The organism is Planotetraspora mira (assembly GCF_016863275.1).
GTDB classification, from domain to species: Bacteria; Actinomycetota; Actinomycetes; order Streptosporangiales; family Streptosporangiaceae; genus Planotetraspora; species Planotetraspora mira.
In genome coordinates this window covers 115,485-134,638 of the sequence record NZ_BOOO01000013.1, presented here as the reverse complement: position 1 = coordinate 134,638, position 19,154 = coordinate 115,485, and the positions used below count along the sequence as shown (strand labels likewise).

The 19,154-nt window shown below is 69.5% G+C and carries 17 protein-coding genes and 1 pseudogene; 11 read left to right on the top strand and 7 right to left on the bottom strand.

Features of this window, described 5'->3' with window-relative positions; all coding sequences use genetic code 11:
• Window positions 1–95: 95 nt before the first annotated feature.
• The 5 genes and pseudogenes from Pmi06nite_RS42965 to Pmi06nite_RS11825 all read right to left on the bottom strand — a co-directional run.
• Window positions 96–491, bottom strand: a pseudogene (locus Pmi06nite_RS42965) (DUF998 domain-containing protein); the annotation flags it as partial.
• Window positions 492–733: 242 nt separating this feature from the next.
• Window positions 734–2,422 carry an alpha-amylase family protein gene (locus tag Pmi06nite_RS11840; RefSeq protein ID WP_203952966.1) on the bottom strand — a complete coding sequence of 563 codons (1,689 nt, stop codon included), beginning with the start codon at window positions 2,420–2,422 and terminating at the stop codon, window positions 734–736.
• Window positions 2,423–2,552: 130 nt separating this feature from the next.
• Window positions 2,553–2,756: a cold-shock protein gene (locus Pmi06nite_RS11835; protein ID WP_203881548.1), complete on the bottom strand. Its 204-nt coding sequence runs from the start codon at window positions 2,754–2,756 to the stop codon at window positions 2,553–2,555.
• 220 nt (window positions 2,757–2,976) lie between these two features.
• Window positions 2,977–3,885, bottom strand: a complete 909-nt coding sequence (locus Pmi06nite_RS11830; protein WP_203952965.1) for a phosphotransferase enzyme family protein — start codon at window positions 3,883–3,885, stop codon at window positions 2,977–2,979.
• 7 nt (window positions 3,886–3,892) lie between these two features.
• A complete protein-coding gene (locus tag Pmi06nite_RS11825) occupies window positions 3,893–5,335 on the bottom strand; it encodes an NsdA family TPR-like regulatory protein (protein ID WP_203952964.1) in 1,443 nt (480 codons plus the stop codon).
• A 240-nt stretch (window positions 5,336–5,575) separates the two neighbouring features.
• Between Pmi06nite_RS11825 and Pmi06nite_RS11820 the strand changes: the two genes are divergently transcribed.
• A complete protein-coding gene (locus Pmi06nite_RS11820; RefSeq protein ID WP_203952963.1) occupies window positions 5,576–5,860 on the top strand; it encodes a hypothetical protein in 285 nt (94 codons plus the stop codon).
• A gap of 32 nt (window positions 5,861–5,892) precedes the next feature.
• Here the strand turns inward: Pmi06nite_RS11820 and Pmi06nite_RS11815 are convergent, their stop codons facing one another.
• Window positions 5,893–6,609, bottom strand: coding sequence for a DUF427 domain-containing protein (locus Pmi06nite_RS11815; RefSeq protein ID WP_203952962.1), 717 nt, complete (start codon window positions 6,607–6,609; stop codon window positions 5,893–5,895).
• A gap of 135 nt (window positions 6,610–6,744) precedes the next feature.
• On the opposite strand from Pmi06nite_RS11815, the gene cysS reads away from it, so the two are divergent.
• The 8 genes from cysS to Pmi06nite_RS11775 all read left to right on the top strand — a co-directional run bounded on the left by cysS (window position 6,745) and on the right by Pmi06nite_RS11775 (window position 15,612).
• Window positions 6,745–8,097, top strand: coding sequence for a cysteine--tRNA ligase (gene cysS, locus Pmi06nite_RS11810; protein ID WP_275409564.1), 1,353 nt, complete (start codon window positions 6,745–6,747; stop codon window positions 8,095–8,097).
• Between the two features lie 43 nt (window positions 8,098–8,140).
• Complete coding sequence (locus Pmi06nite_RS11805) at window positions 8,141–9,067, top strand: nucleoside hydrolase (RefSeq protein ID WP_203952960.1); 927 nt, start codon at window positions 8,141–8,143, stop codon at window positions 9,065–9,067.
• A 273-nt stretch (window positions 9,068–9,340) separates the two neighbouring features.
• Entirely contained in the window at window positions 9,341–10,885 is a 1,545-nt protein-coding gene (locus Pmi06nite_RS11800) for a hypothetical protein (protein WP_203952959.1), read from the top strand.
• A 10-nt stretch (window positions 10,886–10,895) separates the two neighbouring features.
• A complete protein-coding gene (locus Pmi06nite_RS11795; RefSeq protein WP_203952958.1) occupies window positions 10,896–11,456 on the top strand; it encodes a hypothetical protein in 561 nt (186 codons plus the stop codon).
• A 152-nt stretch (window positions 11,457–11,608) separates the two neighbouring features.
• Window positions 11,609–12,181 (top strand): hypothetical protein, encoded by a 573-nt coding sequence (locus Pmi06nite_RS11790; RefSeq protein ID WP_203952957.1) that lies wholly within the window; start codon window positions 11,609–11,611, stop codon window positions 12,179–12,181.
• Window positions 12,182–12,285: 104 nt separating this feature from the next.
• The gene (locus tag Pmi06nite_RS11785) at window positions 12,286–13,803 is read left to right on the top strand and encodes a circularly permuted type 2 ATP-grasp protein (RefSeq protein WP_239113841.1); all 1,518 of its coding nucleotides are present in this window, start codon (window positions 12,286–12,288) and stop codon (window positions 13,801–13,803) included.
• 13 nt (window positions 13,804–13,816) lie between these two features.
• Window positions 13,817–14,791: an alpha-E domain-containing protein gene (locus Pmi06nite_RS11780; RefSeq protein WP_239113840.1), complete on the top strand. Its 975-nt coding sequence runs from the start codon at window positions 13,817–13,819 to the stop codon at window positions 14,789–14,791.
• Window positions 14,776–15,612, top strand: a complete 837-nt coding sequence (locus tag Pmi06nite_RS11775; RefSeq protein ID WP_203952956.1) for a transglutaminase family protein — start codon at window positions 14,776–14,778, stop codon at window positions 15,610–15,612. Before Pmi06nite_RS11780 ends, Pmi06nite_RS11775 begins: the two co-directional genes overlap by 16 nt.
• A 244-nt stretch (window positions 15,613–15,856) precedes the next feature.
• Here the strand turns inward: Pmi06nite_RS11775 and Pmi06nite_RS11770 are convergent, their stop codons facing one another.
• A complete protein-coding gene (locus Pmi06nite_RS11770) occupies window positions 15,857–16,990 on the bottom strand; it encodes a glycosyltransferase family 4 protein (protein WP_203952955.1) in 1,134 nt (377 codons plus the stop codon).
• A gap of 150 nt (window positions 16,991–17,140) precedes the next feature.
• On the opposite strand from Pmi06nite_RS11770, the gene Pmi06nite_RS11765 reads away from it, so the two are divergent.
• Window positions 17,141–17,938: a PIG-L deacetylase family protein gene (locus Pmi06nite_RS11765; RefSeq protein WP_239113839.1), complete on the top strand. Its 798-nt coding sequence runs from the start codon at window positions 17,141–17,143 to the stop codon at window positions 17,936–17,938.
• Window positions 17,939–18,023: 85 nt separating this feature from the next.
• On the top strand, window positions 18,024–19,097 hold the full coding sequence (locus Pmi06nite_RS11760) for a lysylphosphatidylglycerol synthase transmembrane domain-containing protein (RefSeq protein ID WP_203952954.1): 1,074 nt from the start codon (window positions 18,024–18,026) through the stop codon (window positions 19,095–19,097).
• The last annotated feature ends 57 nt before the right edge of the window (window positions 19,098–19,154 follow it).

The window sequence follows — 19,154 nt, the reverse complement described above, 5'->3', positions numbered from 1 at the left end:
CGCCGCGCCACCGCCCCACGGGCGGTGAGCGACGTCATCGCGACCAGATCGGCCACGTCCGACATCACGGTCAGGCGCTGGGTCAGGCCGGCGGGGATCGCCCCGAGGTCATGGCCCAGCGTCTTGGCGAGGTACGGCAGAAGCACCAGGACGACCAGGGCCAGCGTGACCACGCTGAGCACGCTGACGAGGCGTGAGCCCACGATCCGGGCAAGGATCAGTCCCGCGACCGGCAGGCTGACGAAGGCGACGGCCGCCGCGTATCGGTGAATCCCCCCGGACATCGACAGGGGCAACCCCGGCCGGTCCGTAGGGAATCCGGCCACCAGAAGCAGACAGCCGCTCCACAATCCGGCCAGCAACGCGACCCTGCGGTCCAGACGCGCCAGCCGAAGGGCGGCCAGAGCCGAGCCGCACGCGAGCGACACCAGCGAGACGGGCAACAGCCAGCCGTACGGTGCGAAGACGAACTGGCTGATCACGTCGCGCATAGGGTCGAGCCCTGACACGAGGTGCAGGAGCACCATGCCGAGGCAGCCGGCGGCGACCAGCGCGTGCCCCGCGACCCGGGCGAGATCGGGCCCCCACCAGGTGGGCGCGAAACTCCCTCGGCGTAGTGCGACGTCATACGGGTTTCCGGCAAAGGTAAAGAACATCCCCATGGCTCATCACTGTGGCCGTGGGGAGGACGCCGGCCCATCGGAGATCTACCCGACCGACCCCTGAGGTTCCCCTAGGACGGGTCCCCCGAATCGGCAGGGGCGGTCTCGGGGGTGGAGACGCGGAACCAGCGGCATCCGTACCTTCCGAGGCCGAATCGCGCGCGTCCGGCGTCGGAGATCTCCACCGTCCCGTCCACCATGAGATCGGTCAGCACCTTGGACGAGTCGAGGCCTTCGAGGACGACCTCGGCCTCGGTCTCCTCCTCGCCGAAGTTGTGCACGGCGACGACGGTCTCCCCCTCCGCGTCCGCCCGATGGGCCAGCACGGCGTCGGCCCCGCAGTCGAGGACGGTGTAGTCGCCCCAGGCGAGCTCGGGACACTCCCGGTAGTGCCGGACGAGCCGGGTGATCCAGAGCAGCAGGGAGCCGGGGTCGCGCTGCTGCGCGCTGACGTTCACATGCTCGGGGCCGTAGTCCCCGGAGGGCATGGCGTTGTGGATCTTCGCGGGGTCGGCGGTGCTGAAACCGCCGTTGCGGTTGGGGGTCCACTGCATCGGCGTACGGACGGCCTGCCGGCCCTCCAGGTCCAGGTTCTCCCCCATGCCGATCTCCTCCCCGTAGAACAGGACGGGGGTGCCGGGGAGGGAGAACAGCAGGCTGTAGACCATCTTGATCCGCTCCAGGTCGCCCCCGAGCATCGTGGGCAGGCGCCGGCGCAGGCCGCGGCCGTACAGTTGCATGTCCTCATCGGGGCCGAAGGCCGCGAAGACCTCCTGGCGCTCGGAGTCGCTGAGCTTGTCCAAGGTGAGCTCGTCGTGGTTGCGGACGAAGGTCGCCCAATGGGCGTCCCTGGGCGGCCGGGGCCGCTCCCTGAGCGCCGCGGCGAGCGGCCCCGCGTCGCCCCGGGCCAGCGAGAGATACATGTTCTGCATGCCGATGAAGTCGAAGCACATCGTGATCTGGTTGCCGAGCGAGTCGCCGAAATACTTCACGAGGTCGTCGTAGGGCAGGTTCACCTCGCCGAGCAGCGCGGCGGAGCCGTCCCTGCGATTCATGAAGGCGCGCAGGTCGGCGAAGAACTCGTGCGGATCGGGAAGCTTCTCGTCACCGGGATCGGTGACCTGCTCCACCAGGAACGGCACCGCGTCGACACGGAATCCGGAAAGGCCGAGTTCCATCCAGAAGCCGAGGATCCGCGCGATCTCGTCGCGCACCTCGGCATTGTTGGTGTTGAGGTCGGGCTGGAACCGGTAGAACCGGTGGAAGTAATACTGGCCGGTCTTCTCGTCGAACTCCCACAGGCTGTTCTCCTTGTCGGGGAACACCACTCCCTTGGGGTCGTCGGGCTGTGGTTCGTCGGACCAGATGTACCAGTCGCGATATCGCGAGTCCTTACCCGATCGGGCGTCCAGGAACCACGGGTGCTGATCGGAGGTGTGGTTCACGACGAGGTCGGCGATGACCCGGATGCCCCGGTCCCTGGCCACCCGCATGAACTCCACGAAGTCGCCGAGCGTGCCCAGCCGAGGATCCACGTTGTAGAAGTCGGTGATGTCGTAGCCGTCGTCACGATCCGGGCTGGGGAAGAACGGCATCAGCCAGATGCACGTCACACCCATCCGGTCGAGGTGGTCGATCCGCTGGATGGCGCCCCGGAAATCCCCGACTCCGTCGCCGTTCCCGTCGGCATATGTCTCGACATCAAGACAGTAAACGACCGCGTTCTTCCACCACAGATCGGACGTGACGCTCAGCCTCATAAGGCTGATGGCTGCCCGGTAAAAAGTCGGCAAAACATCCGGAAACCCGCGCCGCCGGTGCGACGCGGGTCCGGATTTCGATATGTCGGGCTCGTGAGCGCGAGCCCGAATCTTCGAACTTCTCTTGAGCCTAGAGGGGCGTGACCTGCTCGGCCTGCGGACCCTTGGCGCCCTGTACGGTCACAAAACTGACGCGCTGGTTCTCGTCCAGGCTTCGGTAACCACTCGAGGTGATCGCCGAGTAGTGAACGAACACGTCAGGTGTACCGTCGTCAGGAGCGATGAACCCGAAGCCCTTTTCGGCGTTGAACCACTTGACGGTGCCTTCAGACAACTGCTTCTCCTTTACGGGAGCCTCACCATGTCACCAGGTCGGAGACACGGGGCTGCTCAGCGGACCTTACCCTGCATCCGCGTATCACGCTGGAAAAGCAAGCAAGCACGCCCGCCGCCGGGAGATTCCCCGAGAGCGTGCCTTTGGCTAAAACACGTTCTAGGAAATCACCGCTGCAACAACAACAGCCTATCCGGAGAGTACCCGGATCGCCGAATACCTATGCGGGCGATGCCATGTACCACCTCGCGTGGCCGTCACCACGGGTCAACGAGTCGAGCCTGCGGGGAAGTTCCTGCCGTGAGAACGGGTCTCCCAGGGCGTTGCGGATGTGGATGCCGACCGCGTACATGTCCCTGACTTCCATCAGAGTGCCGTAGCCGGGCCACAGCCGCAGGTCGGCGCCGTACGCGTGGGCGAACTCCTCGACATCGGCCGCGGACAGGCCGAAACGGCGCTGCCCGTGGTAGGTGTGCACGAGATCCCACTCCCGGGGGCCGACCGCGACGCCGTCCCAGTCCAGCAGCACGACGTGGCCGTCCTGGCAGCGCAGGAGGTTGTCGATCCACGCGTCGCCGTGCAGGAGGACGGGAGGCCCGGTCTCCAGGTCGCCCCAGCGCCCGGTGAGCTCCTCGATCCGGTCGCCGAGCCAGGCCCGCTGCCCGGCGGTCAGCACCTCCGCCCGGTGCTCGACGGCATGGCGCACCTCCGAGAGGGGGTCGGTGAGCCGGCGCAGCGGCATGGGGGGCACGGGCTCGCGGTGCAGGTTCCGCAGGATCCGGCCGAGTTCCCGGGTCGTGGGACGGCCCCTGGACCGCACGTACCGCCAGAAGGTCACCGCCCTGCCGCCGTAGACGATCGGCTGGCCCGGGATCTCGTCCACCGGGCGCACGGTCGGGAAGCCCCGGTCGGCGAGCCAGCGCGCGACCGCCAGCACCACGGGCAGCCGGGTCAGGGCGTCGGGGGCGGTGGCGATCCGCACGACCATGTCGCCGCGGAGCTTGAAGACCGCGTTGCTGCGCAACCGCATGAGCTGGGCGCCCCGGGAATCCACGCCCAGCTGGCCGCACACTTCACGCAGAAGGCCGAACGCCTCCTCGGCGAGCGGAGGCCGCCCCCCGGCTCTCATCGCCGCCTCACAGCCGGCTGTCCAGGGCGAGCCGCGAAGAGGACTCCGAGAGCACCTGCCGCAGGTGCCGTACGGCCGGCAGCCCCGGGTCGACGTCGGCGAGCAGGGCCTTCGCGCGGGTGACGACGATCGAGGTGCGGTGCTCGGCCGGCACCTGTCCCAGCGCGTCGGCCGCGATCCTGCACGCCTCCTCGTGATCCCCGTGCCTGGCCAGATGGCTGGCCTGGTCGAGCTGGATGAGGGCCGGGTCGATCGTGTGGAAGCCGGAGGAGAAGCCGTCGAGGCCGTCGAAGTCGTCGGCGTCGCCCAGCTCGATCAGCGTCCCGGTCCGGTAGAACTTCATGCGTTTCTCGGTGAAGACGAAGGCCAGGTCGTCCTGGCTCATGCCGCGCATCCTGGCGAAGATCTGCTCGGCCTCGGCCAGGGCCAGCCTGGCCGCCTTGCCGTCCCCCATCCGGGCGAGCGCCCGGGCCTCGGCCGCCGCCGCGAGCGCCGCGGGAGAGCTCGGGGCCGATCCCGCGAGCATCCGGGCCTCCCTGGCCAGCCGTACGGTCTCGTTGAGGTCGCCGTAGTAGTAGAGCAACATCGTCTGCTGCGCCCGCACGAGGGCACGCAACCTCAGGTCCCCCACGTCGTCGGAGGAGGCGCGGGCCGTGCCGTACCAGGAGTGGGCCTGGCGGGTGTCGCCCAGCTTCATCAGCGCGTCCGCCGAGAGCAGGGCCAGCATCGTCGTCGCGGTCAGCAGGCGGCGCTGCACCGAGGACGGCTGGCGGGCCGCGCTCAGCCTCCGCACGTCCGAGATCTCCAGCATGACGCGGCACAACATCGGCATCGGCGGCGTGGTCATGTACTCGCGGCGGTAACGCAGCACCTGCTCGTCCAGCCGGTCGAGCTGGTCCTCGGTCACGGATCCGGCGGCCAGGGTCCTGTCGATGTCGTGCCGGGTGCCCTCGACCTCGGCGAAGAACCGGCCGTTGGGCGTGCCGAGGAGCATGGCCTGGTGGAACAGCGCCCGCCGCTCGGTGTCGTCGCCGGTGTCCTCCAGATGGACGGTCTCGTCGGGCTGGCCGGGGCCGACGACCACGACCTTCTGCCCGCCCTGGTCCTCGCAGTAGTCGGCGGCGAGGCCGAGCCGTACGGCATTGGCCCGGTAGAGCCGGGCCAGCAGGTCGATCGTCTGCGGGCGGGGCCTCGCCCGGTTGTTCTCCCAGGCGTTCAGCAGGTCGATGCTGGCGCGCGGCAGCCCGAGGGACTGCTGCTCGCAGAGGAACTCCAGCTCCTCTATCGCCTGCCTTGCCGACCAGCCGCGGCCGAGACGGTGGGCCTTGAGCAGGCTCACACCACAACATCCGTGGATCGCCTGGACGGTCTGCCAGAGCGTCCACTGGCGGCCTTCGGCCTGCTCACGCCAGCGCCGGGCGCATGCCGGTGAGTGCTCTCCACGGGCCATGTGCGTGCCCTCCGCAGTTGGAGTGTCGCCCTGTACGAAATGTTTCCCAAATGTAAAACGGGGTGCACCCGACGTCTCGCACCGTTACGTGTTCGTGGCCGGGGACCCGAGGATGTTCCACGGAATATCGATGAATTCCCTGGTTATTGCACGGTTTCGCGGATCGGCCCCGATTGCCCGGCGGTCGGGTCGGGTTCAGGCTTCCGATTGAAAGGTACCGACATCCCCCGGAGGCCGACCATGACGCCAGATCGCAGCGAGGCGATGGACCATCTGGAGCGGCTCGCCGCCCAGTTGGAGGCCCATTCGTTCCAGGTCCGACTGACGGCGCCGGCGGGGCTGTATCCCCGCCTGCGCGTGATCAACCCCATGGCCCCCGCCATGGCCGAGGACGTCCTCGCGTCGAACGCCAACGACGGCGAGTGGTGGTACTGGCTGTCGTGGGCCGGTCGCATCGGGCACGCCTCCGACGTCGTCACCGCCGCCGAGCGCATCGCGAGCGTCCTGCACGTCATCCGCCGCTAGCCGCATCGATCCGCTCGGCCCGGGAGATCCGGTCACCGCTGCTCGAGGACGCCGTCCACGTAGATGTCCACCTTCTCGTTGTAGAACGAGACGAGGCCGGCGATCTTCTGGCTCTCGGGCAGGGGTGTCGGGTACGACCAGACGAGGTCCTTGCCCTCCCCGATCGACCAGTACTCGGCCGTGCCCTTGTACGGGCAGTGGGTCACGGCGTCGGAACGCGTCAGCAGGTCGAGCCTGACGTCGGTCTTCGGCAGGTAGTAACGCGGCCGCAGTCCGGTCTCGAACAGGATCCGCGTGTGCTTCGAATCGGCGACCGTGACCCCGCCGACCTCCACCCGGATGTGTCGGGAACTCGGGAGGATGTCCACCCTCGTGTACGGATCACGCGCGTGGAAGAAGACCTCCTCGTCCTCCTCGAACCAGTTGTCGACGGAGTCCCACTCGAGTCGGACGTGCCCGCGGATCTCCTTGAGCGGGGCGTCGTCCCCGTAGAGGAGGGCCGCGTCCCTCCGCTCCCCCAGGTCGTGCAGGAGTCCGTCACCCCTGCTCGGGGAGTGCCTGGTCCCGCCGGTCGCCTTGAGCGAGTCGGTGTCGACGTCGCCGGCGGGGAAGTAGTAGGTCGGAAAGTGCGGGCTCTCCCAGACCAGGAGGGCGTGGGTGGTGTCGGCCACCGGACGCCCGTCCACGAAGGCCCGCACGCGCTTGGCCGTCGTCTCGACGCGGACGCGGCCCCGGTTCGTCGTCTCCATGTCAGCGCGAACCACGGGACGCCGTCCGCTTATTCCCCCTTCCGCACGTCTCACAATCCGCATTCCGCGTTGTGCGCTCATGGGCCCGCGCACCGCTATCGACAGCGAGCGGATTAGTCGCTTACCCTCGGATAGGTGGGTCTTCGCCTTTACGATACGCGTCGTCGCATGGTCCGCGATTTCACCCCTCGAATTCCCGGCAGGGTATCGATTTATCTGTGCGGTCCCACCGTCGTCGTTCCTCCCCATGTCGGGCAGATCAGGTCGCAGGTGAGTTTCGACATTCTTCACCGCTGGCTGAGAAGCACCGGCCACAAAGTCCTGTTATGTCGGAACGTCACGGACATCGAAGACAAGATAATCAGCAGGTCCCTTTCCGAGGGGACGCCGTGGTGGCGGATCACCGGCCCCGTCTACCGGTCCTTCGCCCGCGCCTACGCGACGCTCGGGTGCCTTCCTGCCAGCGTGGAGCCCCGGGCGACCGGCCACATCCCCGAGATGATCGAGATGATCGAGGAACTCGTCGCCGCCGGCCACGCCTACGAGGCGGACGGGGACGTCTATTTCGCGGTCGATTCCTATCCCAATTACGGGTCGCTCTCACGACGGCAGGCGAAGCATATGCACGGCGCCGAGGAGAACGAGCGGGGAAAACGCGACCCCCGTGATTTCGCCCTGTGGAAACGCGCCAAGCCGGGCGAGCCGGTCTGGTCCGCCCCCTGGGGAGAAGGACGGCCCGGATGGCACCTGGAATGTTCGGCGATGGCCCGGAGATATCTCGGCGGAGAATTCGACATCCACGGCGGCGGAGCCAATCTCATATTTCCCCATCATGAGAACGAAATGGCTCAGTCACAGGCGACGGGAGACGCGTTCGCACGTTTCTGGCTGCACAACGGACCGGTCACCCATCGCGGGGAGAAAATCCGTAAACACGTGCGCAACCCGCTCGCCGTCCGGGCCGTACTCGATCGGATTCGGCCGGTGGAGCTCCGCTATTACCTGGCCGCCGCCCACTATCGCTCGCCGGTCGAATTCTCGGTCGAGGCGGTCGAGGAGGCGGCCACGGCCTACCGGAGGATCGAACGGTTCGTGCTCCGGGTCGGCTCGTCTCTCGGCTCGCTTCCCCCGCAGTTCAGCGAGGCCATGGACAGCGACCTGAACGTGTCCCAGGCCCTGGCCGTCGTCCATGCGGCGGTCGGCGCGGGCAACGCGGCGCTGGACGCGGGAGACCACGAAGGAGCGGCCGCGAAATGCCGTTCCGTCCGGGCGATGCTGAATGTCCTCGGACTCGACCCGATGAGCGAGATCTGGGCGTCGGAAACGCGTCTCCAGGATGTCGCGGAAGCCGTTCTGGCGGTCGTGGCGAATCTCGCCGCGTCGAGTGCCCGCCAGGGAGATCACGAGCGGGCCCGGATCATGGAACGCCAGATAGAGATCGCCGTGAGAAAGCGCCGCCAAATCAAGCACTCCGCGCTTATCAGATAGCTCAGTGACCGGGCGCCGAGGCCCTCAGGACTACGCTGCCGGGGTGAAGAAGATCCTCATCGACTGCGACCCGGGCATCGACGACGCGCTGGCCATCACCCTCGCCCACGGCAGCGCCGAACTGGAGATCCTCGGAATCACCACGGTCGGGGGCAACGTCTCGCTGCCGAAGACGACGGCCAACGCCCTGCGGCTCCGCGAGTTCCTCGGCTTCCCCGAGGTTCCCGTCGTGCCGGGGAGCCCGGGCGCCCTGCTGCGTCCCACGATCGACGCGGCGGAGGTGCACGGAGACTCGGGGCTCGGTGAGACGCGACTGCCGCCGCCGACCCTTCCCCCCGCGGACGGCCATGCGGTCGACTTCATCATCGACACACTGGCGTCCGCCCCCGGGGAGATCTCGCTCGTCGCCATCGGCCCGCTGACCAACATCGCACTGGCCGTGCGCAAGGAGCCCCGCCTGGTGGAGTGGGCGCGCGAGTTCGTCATCCTCGGCGGCTCCTACACCCGGGGCAACTTCAGCCCGGCTGCCGAGTTCAACATCGCCGCCGACCCCGAGGCCGCGGCCATCGTGTTCTCCGCGGGATGGACGGTCACCATGATCGGCCTCGACGTCAGCCGCACCGCACTCGCGACGATGGCCGTCGTGGACCGGATGCGGGAGATGGGACGGCTGGGCTCGGACCTGCTCGTCCCCTGCGCCGAGTTCTACGGGATGGTCACGGCCAGCGACGGGCCCGCCATCCACGACGCGTGCGCGATCGCCTACCTCATCGACCCGACGCTGATCGAGATCCAGCAGGCCGTGGTCCAGGTCGAGACCATGGGGCGCTTCACCTCGGGGATGACCGTGGTGGACTTCCACCTGGGTGACCGGGCTCCCAACGCGCTCGTCGGCACCTCGATCGACACCGGGCGCTTCTGGGATCTCATGCTCGGCACCTACGCGCAGGTCGCCGCGACGATCGCCTGAGCCGGCGAGCGACCCGTACGGAGCGACCTGGGCGTGACCATGCACGATGAACAGAATGCGCCGCCTCGACGATCCTGTTCTTCGTCTGTTCGGACCGCCGCCCCTTGACCCCGGCCGTTTGTTTAAGGCACTCCTTTAAAGTCTCACTCTCAACATCATCGGTTGCCACGCTGCCCCCTGACGGAGGTGCCCGATGGCCGTGTTCAGCGGCCTCTGTCACGTCAACGACCTCGACGGCATCGAGGTCCGCCCCCGCACACCGCAGAACCGCACATGAGATCACTCGGGCTCATCCGCCGCGGCACGTGCGGCGTCCTGTCCGTCCTGTGCCTCGTGCTGGTCGCCGCCTGCGGCGCAGGCTCGGACACCCCCGCGGCGGACAACCTCGAATACGGGTACGCCCCGCGCCCGGACTCCTCGGTCGAGTACCAGCCGGACGTCGTGATCGTGAAGGGCGGCGGCTCCATCATCCGCTCGGTCAGCAAGGACGGTCTCACCTACACGATCGACGGGGACGCCGACGGGACCGGCGACCTACGGCCGGGCAAGGTCATGTTCGTCACGGGCGAGGCCGCCGGCCGCGTCATCCGGGTGGAACGTTCGAACGACGACCTCGCGGTGACGCTCGCCCCTGTCGAGCTGACCGACATCGTCCGCAACGGCACGTTCTCGATCGACCAGCCGCTCGACGTCGAGGCACAGAGTTTCCAGACCCTGCCCGACCTCCTGGGGGAGGTCGATCCCGACGCGGCCGGCCCCGACTCGGTCTCCGTCCCGGAGAGCGGCCCCTCGTCCGGAGGGATCGCCGCGCCCCCCGTCCCCGTGCCGGGGCGGCCCGCGAGCGGCCCCCGCGTGGTGTCCGCCCTCGCGCCGGCGGCCTCGACCGGCACGGTGGCCGTGGCCGCTCCCGCCCTCCAACTGGTCGCCCGCGACCGGCGCGCCCCGAGCCCGGGACCGCAGAAGCAGCCGGCCAAGGTGGGCCCCTGGGAGCTCCAGGCGGCCAAGAGCCCGACCCAGCTCACCCTCCACGCCGACCACGCCGCGACCGCCAAGAAGGGCCTGAAGGTCGGCCTGGACGTCACCCTGAAGTTCGACGACCTGCGGATCAGGTCCAGCATGACCGTCGCCAACGGCACCATCGTCAAGCCCCAGCTGCGGTTGCTCGGGATCACGGGCCTCGCCATCTCCGTGCACGCGGGGGCGGGCGGCGGATACACCGACAACAAGAAGGCGCGCATCGAGCTGCCCGTCGAGCTCAAACAGCCGATCCTCATCGGCGGGTTCCCCGCGACGCTCAAGCAGACGTTCAAGCTCCTCGTGGAGACGGCGTTCTCCGCGAAGAACGCCACGATCTCCGCGGGCGGGGAGTGGGGGCTCAGCGGCCCGCTCGGCCTCGACGGCGGGACCGTCCTGACGCCCACGTTCTCGGTGCGCAAGAGCATCATGGACTCCCTGCGCGGCGTCTCCATCGGCGTCGAGGGCATCGTCGTGGCCGCGGAGTTCCGCTTCGGCCTCATGGTCGGCCTTCCCGTCGCCGGGGCCGGGCCGTACGTGGGCGTCGTGGCCTCCCTCGGGCTGACGAACGGGTCGGCGGCCGGCCGCGTCGGCCTGCCTCTCGCCGGGCCCGCCGTGAAGTGCAAGGGGACGACGCTCGTGCTCACGGTGCGCGGAGGGGCGGGCATCAACCTCTCCGCCCCGCTCTCCAAGGCGATCGAGAAGGCCCTGAAGGTCAAGGTCCCGACGGAGAAGGACATCAAGAAGAAGGACATCGTCAACCGGACCGTCACCCAACCCGACGTTCCACTCTGCAAGAGCTGAGGTCGACTTCATGAACAGCCGATCAGTGCGTGCCCGCCTGTTCCGGTGGGCCACCGCGCTGTCCCTCACCACCGGTGCCCTGGCCACCGCGGCCTGCGGCGCGTCCGCGGCGAGCCCCGCGCCCACCGCCACGGTGACGGTCACCGTGACCGAGGAGCCGGCCGCCGCCCCCTCGACACCGGACGCGGCCGCCGCTCCCGCGGGAGCCGTCGTCGCCTGCGAGCTCGTGACGCACGAGGAGGCGGAGAAACTGGCCGGGACTCCGCTGGGCGACGGCGTCGCAGGCGACCCCAGCTCCTGCAGATACACCGGGCCGCCCACCGGCCCGACGGCCCAGGTCGAGGTGTACGCGGGTGACGGAGCGAAGAAGATCCTCGACATCGACCGCAGCCTGAAGCACAAGTTCACCGAGGTGCCCGGCGTCGGCGACGAGGCACACTACGAAGACAACATGGTCTTCTTCCTGAAATCGGGCACCTGGGTGGGGATCCGGCTCGTTCTCCTCAACGACCCGGCGGCGAACAGGAAACCGATGGAGGAACTCGCCGCCACGGCCGCCGGCCGACTCTGACGGCTCCGGGGACGAGTGCCGGGCAAGGCCCCGTCTCCCGGCCACGTCGAGCGGCGGATCGAGCACGGCGACCTCGCCGTGTGGACCCCCCACCGCGCTCTCGGGCGCCTTCATCAGACGAAAAGGATGGTGTCGCAGGCATGCGGCATTCTGTGAGCAAGGTAGTCACCCTCGTGATCGCCGGCGCGTTCCTGGCCGGATGCGGCTCGACGGCCACGCCCGGCGAGACCGGCGCTTCCGGCGCCTCCACCAAGGCCACTGCGGCCGGAGCGGCCGGCGGCACCGGGACCGGCCAGGGGAAGAAGGTGGGCTGCCCGCTCAGCGTGGAGTCGCTCGGCCAGGCGACCTCGCTCGGCTGGGAGTTGAAGGAGCAGCTGTACGACCACCCCCTGGAGACCGCCGAGTCCATCAAGGCGACCGTCTGCCTGTTCACCAGCGCGGAGGCGCCCCAGGAGGGCTCGGACCCGCTGGCCCTGCGCGCCGACGTCGTGCTCGGAGCCGACGTGGCCAGGGTCCGCCAGGCCTTCAGCGACTCGTGCTCCGGATTCGGCGGGAAGCTGCGCGACTCCGGCAAGGGCGTCGTGTGCGAGAGGAACAAGGTCGTCGTAGAGGGGCTGGTCGGGGACGACAACCGCCTGGTGAACGTCTACTTGGTCAACGCCGACAAGGCGACGGCCACCAAGCTGACCCCGGTCTTCGACAAGATCGTCGCGTCGGTGGCCTGACCCCTGCGGCCGAGGGCCTGTGAGCGAGGACGAATCCGCCACCGGGACATGACTTGAAACATTCCCCCACATTGTCCGAAACATAGCTTTCCTACGCTCCGGACATGGCGGACATATTCGACTCATATGCCCTGGCCAATGCATGGGACGAGATGTTCGAGCGGCCGGGCGTCCCCCGCCCGCCGTACCAGGCGCTGTTCGCGGCCCTGCAACCGCTGGGGGCGGACGAGCTCCGCTTCCGGGCCGACCAGCTCGCCCGGGTGTTCACCGATCGGGGCGTGACCTTCGACTATGCCGGAGAGGAACGCCCCTTCCCGCTCGACCTGATCCCGCGGGTCCTCGACGCGGCCGAGTGGGATCTGATCGCCCGGGCCGTACGGCAACGCGTCCGCACGCTGGAGGCGTTCCTCGACGACGTGTACGGCAGCCGCCAGGTGTTCCACTACGGAGTGGTGCCCTGGCGGCTGTTGCACTCCTCCCCGCACTTTCACCGGGCGGCCGACGGGATCCCTGCCCGCGTCCGCGTGCACGTCGCCGGGATCGACATCATCCGCGACGAGTACGGCGACTTCCGGGTCCTCGAGGACAACGTCCGCACGCCGAGCGGGGTCAGCTACGTCCTGGAGAACCGGCTGGCCATGAGCCGCACGCTGCCCGCCCTCTTCGCGGAGCAGCGGGTGCGGCAGGTCGACGAGTATCCGGGCCGCCTGCTCGCCGCGCTCCGCAAGGCCGCCCCCGAGCACGTGGCCGATCCGACCGTGGTGGTCCTCACGCCCGGCGTCTACAACGCGGCCTACTTCGAGCACGCGCTCCTCGCCCGCCTGATGGGCGTGGAACTCGTCGAAGGCCGCGACCTGGTCTGCGAGAACAACCGCGTCTACATGGTGACCACGCACGGCAAGCGACCCGTCCACGTGATCTACCGGCGGGTGGACGACGAGTATCTGGACCCGCTCCACTTCCGCTGGGACTCCACCCTCGGCTGTCCGGGACTGGTCAACGCGGCGCGTTCCCGGAACGTGACGATCGCCAACGCCGTGGGCAACGGCGTGGCCGACGACAAGCTGATCTACACCTACGTCCCCGACCTCATGAAGTACTACCTGAACGAGGAACCGCTGATCGCCAACGTGGAGTCCTACCGCCTGGAGGATCCCGACACGCTGGAGTGGGCGCTCGGCAACCTCTCCGCCCTCGTGCTCAAGCCGGTGGACGGCGCCGGAGGCAAGGGCATCGTCATCGGCCCGAGGGCGTCCGAGGCGGCCCTGGACACGCTCGCGACAGCCGTACGAGCGGATCCGCGGGGGTGGGTGGCGCAACGGCCGGTGGCCCTGTCGACCGCGCCCAGCCTGATCGGCGACCGCCCGCGCCCGCGCCACATCGACCTGCGTCCCTTCGCGGTGAACGACGGGGACGACGTCTGGCTGCTGCCCGGGGGCCTCACCCGGGTCGCCCTCCCGGAAGGGGAACTGGTGGTCAACTCCAGCCAGGGCGGCGGCTCCAAGGACACCTGGGTGCTGCCCGGCGAGCCGGCCCGTACGGCTCCCGCCACGGCCGGCGCCGCCCCGCCGGTGCAGTGGGAGCCGAGCCGCAGCGCCGCCTGGGACGCCGAACAACAATGACGGGGGACACGGGATGACCAGAGAGCTGCTCAGCCGGATCGCCGAGACGCTGTACTGGATCGGGCGGTACGTCGAGCGCGCCGACGACATCGCCCGGATCCTCGACGTCTCGCTCCACCGGGCCCTCGCCGGCGAGGAGGACGGCACCGCCGTCTTCGCGATCCTCGGCCACGCCGACGGCCGGCACGACGGAGCCGGGCCGCCGACGACCGAGACCCTGGTCAGGCGGCTGGCCTACGACTCGGCCGACCCGAGTTCCATCGCCGGGTGCGTGCGGGCGGCCAGAGAGAACGCCCGGGGAGTCCGGGAGATCATCTCCAGCGAGACGTGGGAGTGCCTCAACGTCACCTGGAACCGGCTGCCCGCCATGCGCGGCGCGGCCGAACGGCTCGGACCGCACAGTTACCTCAGGTACGTCCGCGAACGGTCGGCGCTGTTCTTCGGCCTGGCGGACGCGACCATGAGCAGGGACGACGGGTGGCGGTTCATCGTGCTCGGGCGCAGCCTCGAACGGGCCGACATGACCTCCCGCCTGCTCGCCGTCCACCACTCCGCGGTCTCCGGCTCGCCCACGGCGACCTCCGAGCCCGCGACGTGGCGGCTGCTGCTCGAGGCCTGCGGAGCGGACGAGTCGTTCACCCGGACCCATCGGGGCGACAGGGCCAGGGTCCTGGAGTTCCTCCTGCTGGACCGGCTGTTCCCCCGGTCGGTCATGCACGCCCTGGCGACGGCCGAGCAGTGCCTCGCCGAACTGGCCCCCCACCACGACCGTGCGGGCATGACCGACTCGGCGCGGGCCGCGATCGGCCGGGTCCGCATGGGGCTGGAGTACGCCGACGTGACATCGCTGCAGGACCAGCTTCCGCAACTGCTCATCGCGCTGCAGGAGGCGGGGACGGCCGCCGCCCTGGCGATCACGGACCGCTTCTTCCAGCAGACCGCCCCGACGAGCTGGGTGAGAGGAGGCTCCTCATGGGCTGGCGTGTGAAGATCAGGCACGTCACCGGCTTCGAGTACGACGGAACGGCCTCGGCGTCCTACAACGAGGTCAGGATGACGCCACTGGACGACGGCAGGCAGAACACCCTGGAGAGGCGGCTGATCGTCCGGCCCGCCACCCCGATCTGGACCTACGTCGACCACTGGGGCACGCTCGTCAGCGTCTTCGACCTGCCGAAGGCCCACACGTCGCTGACGATCGAGTCGGTCAGCAGGGTGGAGACGTCCGCCTCCCGTCCCCGCGGGAAGCCGCTGAGCTGGGGCGAGCTCCGCACGGTCGACGGGCCGGTGGCGGAGATGCTCCGCCCCACCGCACAGAGCTCGATCTCCCCGGAGCTCGCGGCCACGGTCCGGGAGCACGCCGAGGGACACGACCCGCACGAGACGGCCGAGGCGATCGCGTGGAGCGTGAACGACCGGGTGGCGTACACACCCGGGGCCACCGGCGTGCTCACCAGCGCCCAGGAGGTCTGGGACCAGGCCGTGGGCGTCTGCCAGGACATGTCCCACCTCACCGTCGCCCTGATGCGCGCGGCGGGCATCCCGGCCCGATACGTCTCGGGATATCTCCATCCGCAGCGGGAGGCCGAGATCGGCCGCCGCGTCGTCGGTCAGAGCCACGCCTGGGTCGAGTACTGGACCGGCGAGTGGTCCGCCCTCGACCCCACCAACAGGACGGAGGTCGGAGAGGGACACGTCGTCGTCGCCCGCGGCAGGGACTATTCGGACGTACCACCCCTCAAGGGCGTCTACCAGGGGCCGCCCGCCGAGAACCAGGAGGTGACGGTCGAGGTGACCCGGCTGGCATGAGGCCCCGCGAGGGGTTTGCGGGCGCCCGCACAGTACAAGAACAAGAAGTGAAGCGGAAATGGCCTGGCGAGGATAATCCCGATGATTTCGTGGGAATCATGACACCAAGAGTTTTGAGAGGAGGGCAGCCCCCGATGAAGAAGTTGCAGATCATTCCCCGGCCCCGGCCACCGAAGCACCCCGAGCCCGTCGACCTGCGCACCCCTTCGGGCAAGGTCCTCCCTTTTTGAGAGGCCCCGGCTTCTCAAAAGGGTCCGGACGTACCGGGGAGGCCCCGGCTCGCTGAGGAGGTCTCAGCCGCGAGTTCGTAGCAGCGGCCGAAACCCTCCAGAACCGCGGGCCAGGAGGACTTGACCGGTTCGGTCTCCCGGTTGTGACCGGCGATGGCATGGCGCAGCTCGCTGTCTCGCGCCAGTGTCGCCACCGAGGTGACCAGCTCGTCGAAGGTGCGCCCCAGCAGGCCCTCCTTGCCGGGACGGACGAAGTCGGCCACACCGCTCTGCATCCGGGCCACCACGGGGATCCCCGCCGAGCGCGCCTCCAGGGCCGCCAGCCCGAACGACTCCCGTGGCGCCGGGGCGACGAAGACGTCGGCCGAGGCGAGCAGCACCTTGATCTGCTCCCTGCTGAACCGCCCGGGAAGCGACACCCAGTCCATCCCCCGGGCCCGCAGGTACCGCTCCATGCGTCCCCGTGCGGGCCCGTCGCCCACGATGGTCGCCCGCATCGCGATCTCATCCGGCACGCGGCCACGCGCCGCCTCCAGCAGCTTGAGCAGCCGCACCGGCTGCTTGCGCGGGGCCAGCCGCCCCACCGCCACCACGTGGACCGTCTCCTCGTGCGCCGGCTCACCGGTGGGGCGCCAGGCCGAGACGTCGAGCCCGTTCGACACGACGACGACGGGCACGTGCGGCCCGGCCACCGCCCTGATCGGACGGGCCGCGGCCTCACTCACGGCGGTGGCGACCAGACCCCAGCGGCGCCACCGGAACACGCTCTGCAACGCCCGGTAACCGCCCCGCGTCACGGGATCCCACATGCTGTGGACGGTCACCACCACCGGCAGGCCCGCGCGCACGGCGGCGCGCACGCCCATCCAGGCGAACGGCGAGGCCGCCCCCGCGTGGACATGGACGACGTCGGGCCGCCGCGCGGTCATCATCCGGAGCAGGTGCGTGGTGCCGCGGGGGTGCACGGGCAGGTCGAAGGGCAGGGAGGCCACCACGCGGTGCACGCCGGGCAGGCTCTCCCCCGTCGTCGCCGTGGCCACCTCGACGTTGTGGCCTGCCTCCCGCTGCACTCTGACGAGGTCGGCGACCTGCACCTCGATTCCCCCGAGCCGTGGGAGGTAGCAGTCACTGACGTGAAGGATCCTCACCGGGCCAGCGTGACAGAGCGCGCGGCGCCCATCAAACCGCCGGTGTGCCCCGGGAGGGTGGACCGTGAGCGTGAACCGCCACGTGGGATCATGGGGCAGGGACCGGGACAACATTTCGTGGAGCACCATGACAACGTTCGGCGTAACGGGATGAAAACAGCGGTGTTCTTCCACGCCCATCCGGATGACGAGGCCCTGCTGACCGCGGGGACCATGGCGATGCTGGCGGACGAGGGGCATCGGGTCGTGCTCGTCGTCGCGACCGCGGGAGAGCGCGGCCTCGCGGAGCTCCCCCACGGCGAGGAGCTCGGCAAGGCGAGGATGGACGAGCTGCGCAGCTCGGCGGCGGCGCTCGGCTGCGCCCGGGTCGTGCAGCTGGGATACGGCGATTCGGGCCTGGCGATCGACGGCGGGGTGGCGGACGACCGGGCGGACAACGCGTTCATCGACGTCGACATCGAGGAGGCCGCACAGCGACTCGCCGCGATCCTCAAGGAGGAGACGGCCGACCTGGTGACGATCTACGACCCCTCCGGCGGCTACGGGCACCCGGACCACGTCCAGGTGTACCGGGTCGGCAGCCGGGCGGCCGAGATCGCCGGAACGCCGATCGTGCTGGAGGCGACGGTGAACCGGGACTGGCTCGTCAAGGGAGTGCGGCTCGCGGCCCGTTTCTATCCGGCGCTCGACGTCAGGAGCTTCGAGAGGGCCTACTCCGCCGGGGAGACCATCACCCACCGGGTGAACGTCCGCAGGCACACCAGGGCCAAGCGGACCGCCATGGCCGCGCACGCCACCCAGGCCAGCGGCGGAAACGGGGACCGGACGCTCGGCGCCATGCTCAGGATCCCGGCGCCGATCTACCGGTACGTGTTCGGGACCGAGTGGTTCGTCCAGCGGGGGCTGCCCCCTGGCACCCGCCTCAGGCATCCCTTCGGCAACCCCTAGGGGGCCGATCCTCCGTCAGGAGGAGTCCGCGTAACCGATCTCCCGGCACACTTGAGGCGACCAAGGACGACTGGGGGCATCTCGAGTGAACAACAAGTGGCTGCGTGTCGCGCTGTCCGCGCTGTCCCTTGCGCTGGCCGTCGCGCTCGTCGTCTACCTGCCCTGGATCGTGCACACGCTGACCGGCGCCAAGGTCAGCTGGCACGAGATCGGGCGCGAGTTCGGCAGGCTGAGCTGGCACACGGTCCTGCTGATGACCGTGTTGTGGCTGGCGAGTCTCTGGGCGTACACCTTCGTGATGACCTCGGCGCTGCCCGGTCTCAGCCACCTCCAGGCCCTGACCCTCAACGGGGCGGGGAGCGCGGTCAGCAACCTGCTCCCGTTCGGCGGCGCGGCGGGGGTCGCCCTCACCTTCGGGATGACCCGCGGCTGGGGGTTCGCCAACCGGCCCATCGTGGTCTACACGCTGGTCACGGGTATCTGGAACACTCTGTTCAGGTTCCTGCTGCCGGCCGTCGGCATCGCCGGCCTGCTGATCGCCGGCAAGGCCGCCAACTCGACCGTCGCGAACGCCGGGTGGGCCGGGGCCGCGTCCATCGTCGGCCTGGTCGCCGTCGTGGCGGCGGCCCTCTACTGGGACCGTGCCGCGGCGGTCCTCAGCCGGGCGCTCGACGGGCTACTCCGGCTCGCCCCCCGCCGGTTCCGGCCCGCCGAGCACGCCGCCTCCGCGGCGATCGACCGGCTCCGCCGGGACACCACGGAGATCATCCACCGGAAGTGGGCGGGACTTTCGCTGGGCATGATCGCCTTCCTCGCCCTCCAGTGCGCGATCATGGCCTGCTGCCTCGTGGCGACGGACTCCTATCCCGGCCCCGCGGAGACGGTCGCCGTGTTCGCGCTGAGCCGCGTGCTGACCTCTGCCGTCATCACGCCGAGCGGCGCGGGGATCATGGAGGGCGGCGTGGCCGCCCTGCTGATCGGCGCCTTCGGGCAGCCCGCGAGCGGAGCGACCGCGGCCGCCATCCTGTTCGGCTTCTGGACCTACACCATCGAGATCCCGTGGGGCGCGCTGGCGCTCGGCGCGTGGTCGCTGCTCCGCAGGCGCGACAGCCGGTCGATGGAGGACCGGCGGACGCCGGCGCGCGCGCAGACGACGTGACCGTGCCGCGAGAGCGATGATGCCCGGATCCGGAAAGACCTTGTGCCCCCTTCGCGA

Coding starts and splice junctions, on each gene's coding strand:
- Pmi06nite_RS11840 (WP_203952966.1), bottom strand. CDS start 2,422: ATGAGGCTGAGCGTCACGTCCGATCTGTGGTGGAAGAACGCGGTCGTT.
- Pmi06nite_RS11830 (WP_203952965.1), bottom strand. CDS start 3,885: ATGAGAGCCGGGGGGCGGCCTCCGCTCGCCGAGGAGGCGTTCGGCCTT.
- Pmi06nite_RS11825 (WP_203952964.1), bottom strand. CDS start 5,335: ATGGCCCGTGGAGAGCACTCACCGGCATGCGCCCGGCGCTGGCGTGAG.
- Pmi06nite_RS11820 (WP_203952963.1), top strand. CDS start 5,576: ATGACGCCAGATCGCAGCGAGGCGATGGACCATCTGGAGCGGCTCGCC.
- Pmi06nite_RS11815 (WP_203952962.1), bottom strand. CDS start 6,609: ATGGAGACGACGAACCGGGGCCGCGTCCGCGTCGAGACGACGGCCAAG.
- Pmi06nite_RS11800 (WP_203952959.1), top strand. CDS start 9,341: ATGAGATCACTCGGGCTCATCCGCCGCGGCACGTGCGGCGTCCTGTCC.
- Pmi06nite_RS11795 (WP_203952958.1), top strand. CDS start 10,896: ATGAACAGCCGATCAGTGCGTGCCCGCCTGTTCCGGTGGGCCACCGCG.
- Pmi06nite_RS11785 (WP_239113841.1), top strand. CDS start 12,286: ATGGCGGACATATTCGACTCATATGCCCTGGCCAATGCATGGGACGAG.
- Pmi06nite_RS11780 (WP_239113840.1), top strand. CDS start 13,817: ATGACCAGAGAGCTGCTCAGCCGGATCGCCGAGACGCTGTACTGGATC.
- Pmi06nite_RS11775 (WP_203952956.1), top strand. CDS start 14,776: ATGGGCTGGCGTGTGAAGATCAGGCACGTCACCGGCTTCGAGTACGAC.
- Pmi06nite_RS11765 (WP_239113839.1), top strand. CDS start 17,141: ATGAAAACAGCGGTGTTCTTCCACGCCCATCCGGATGACGAGGCCCTG.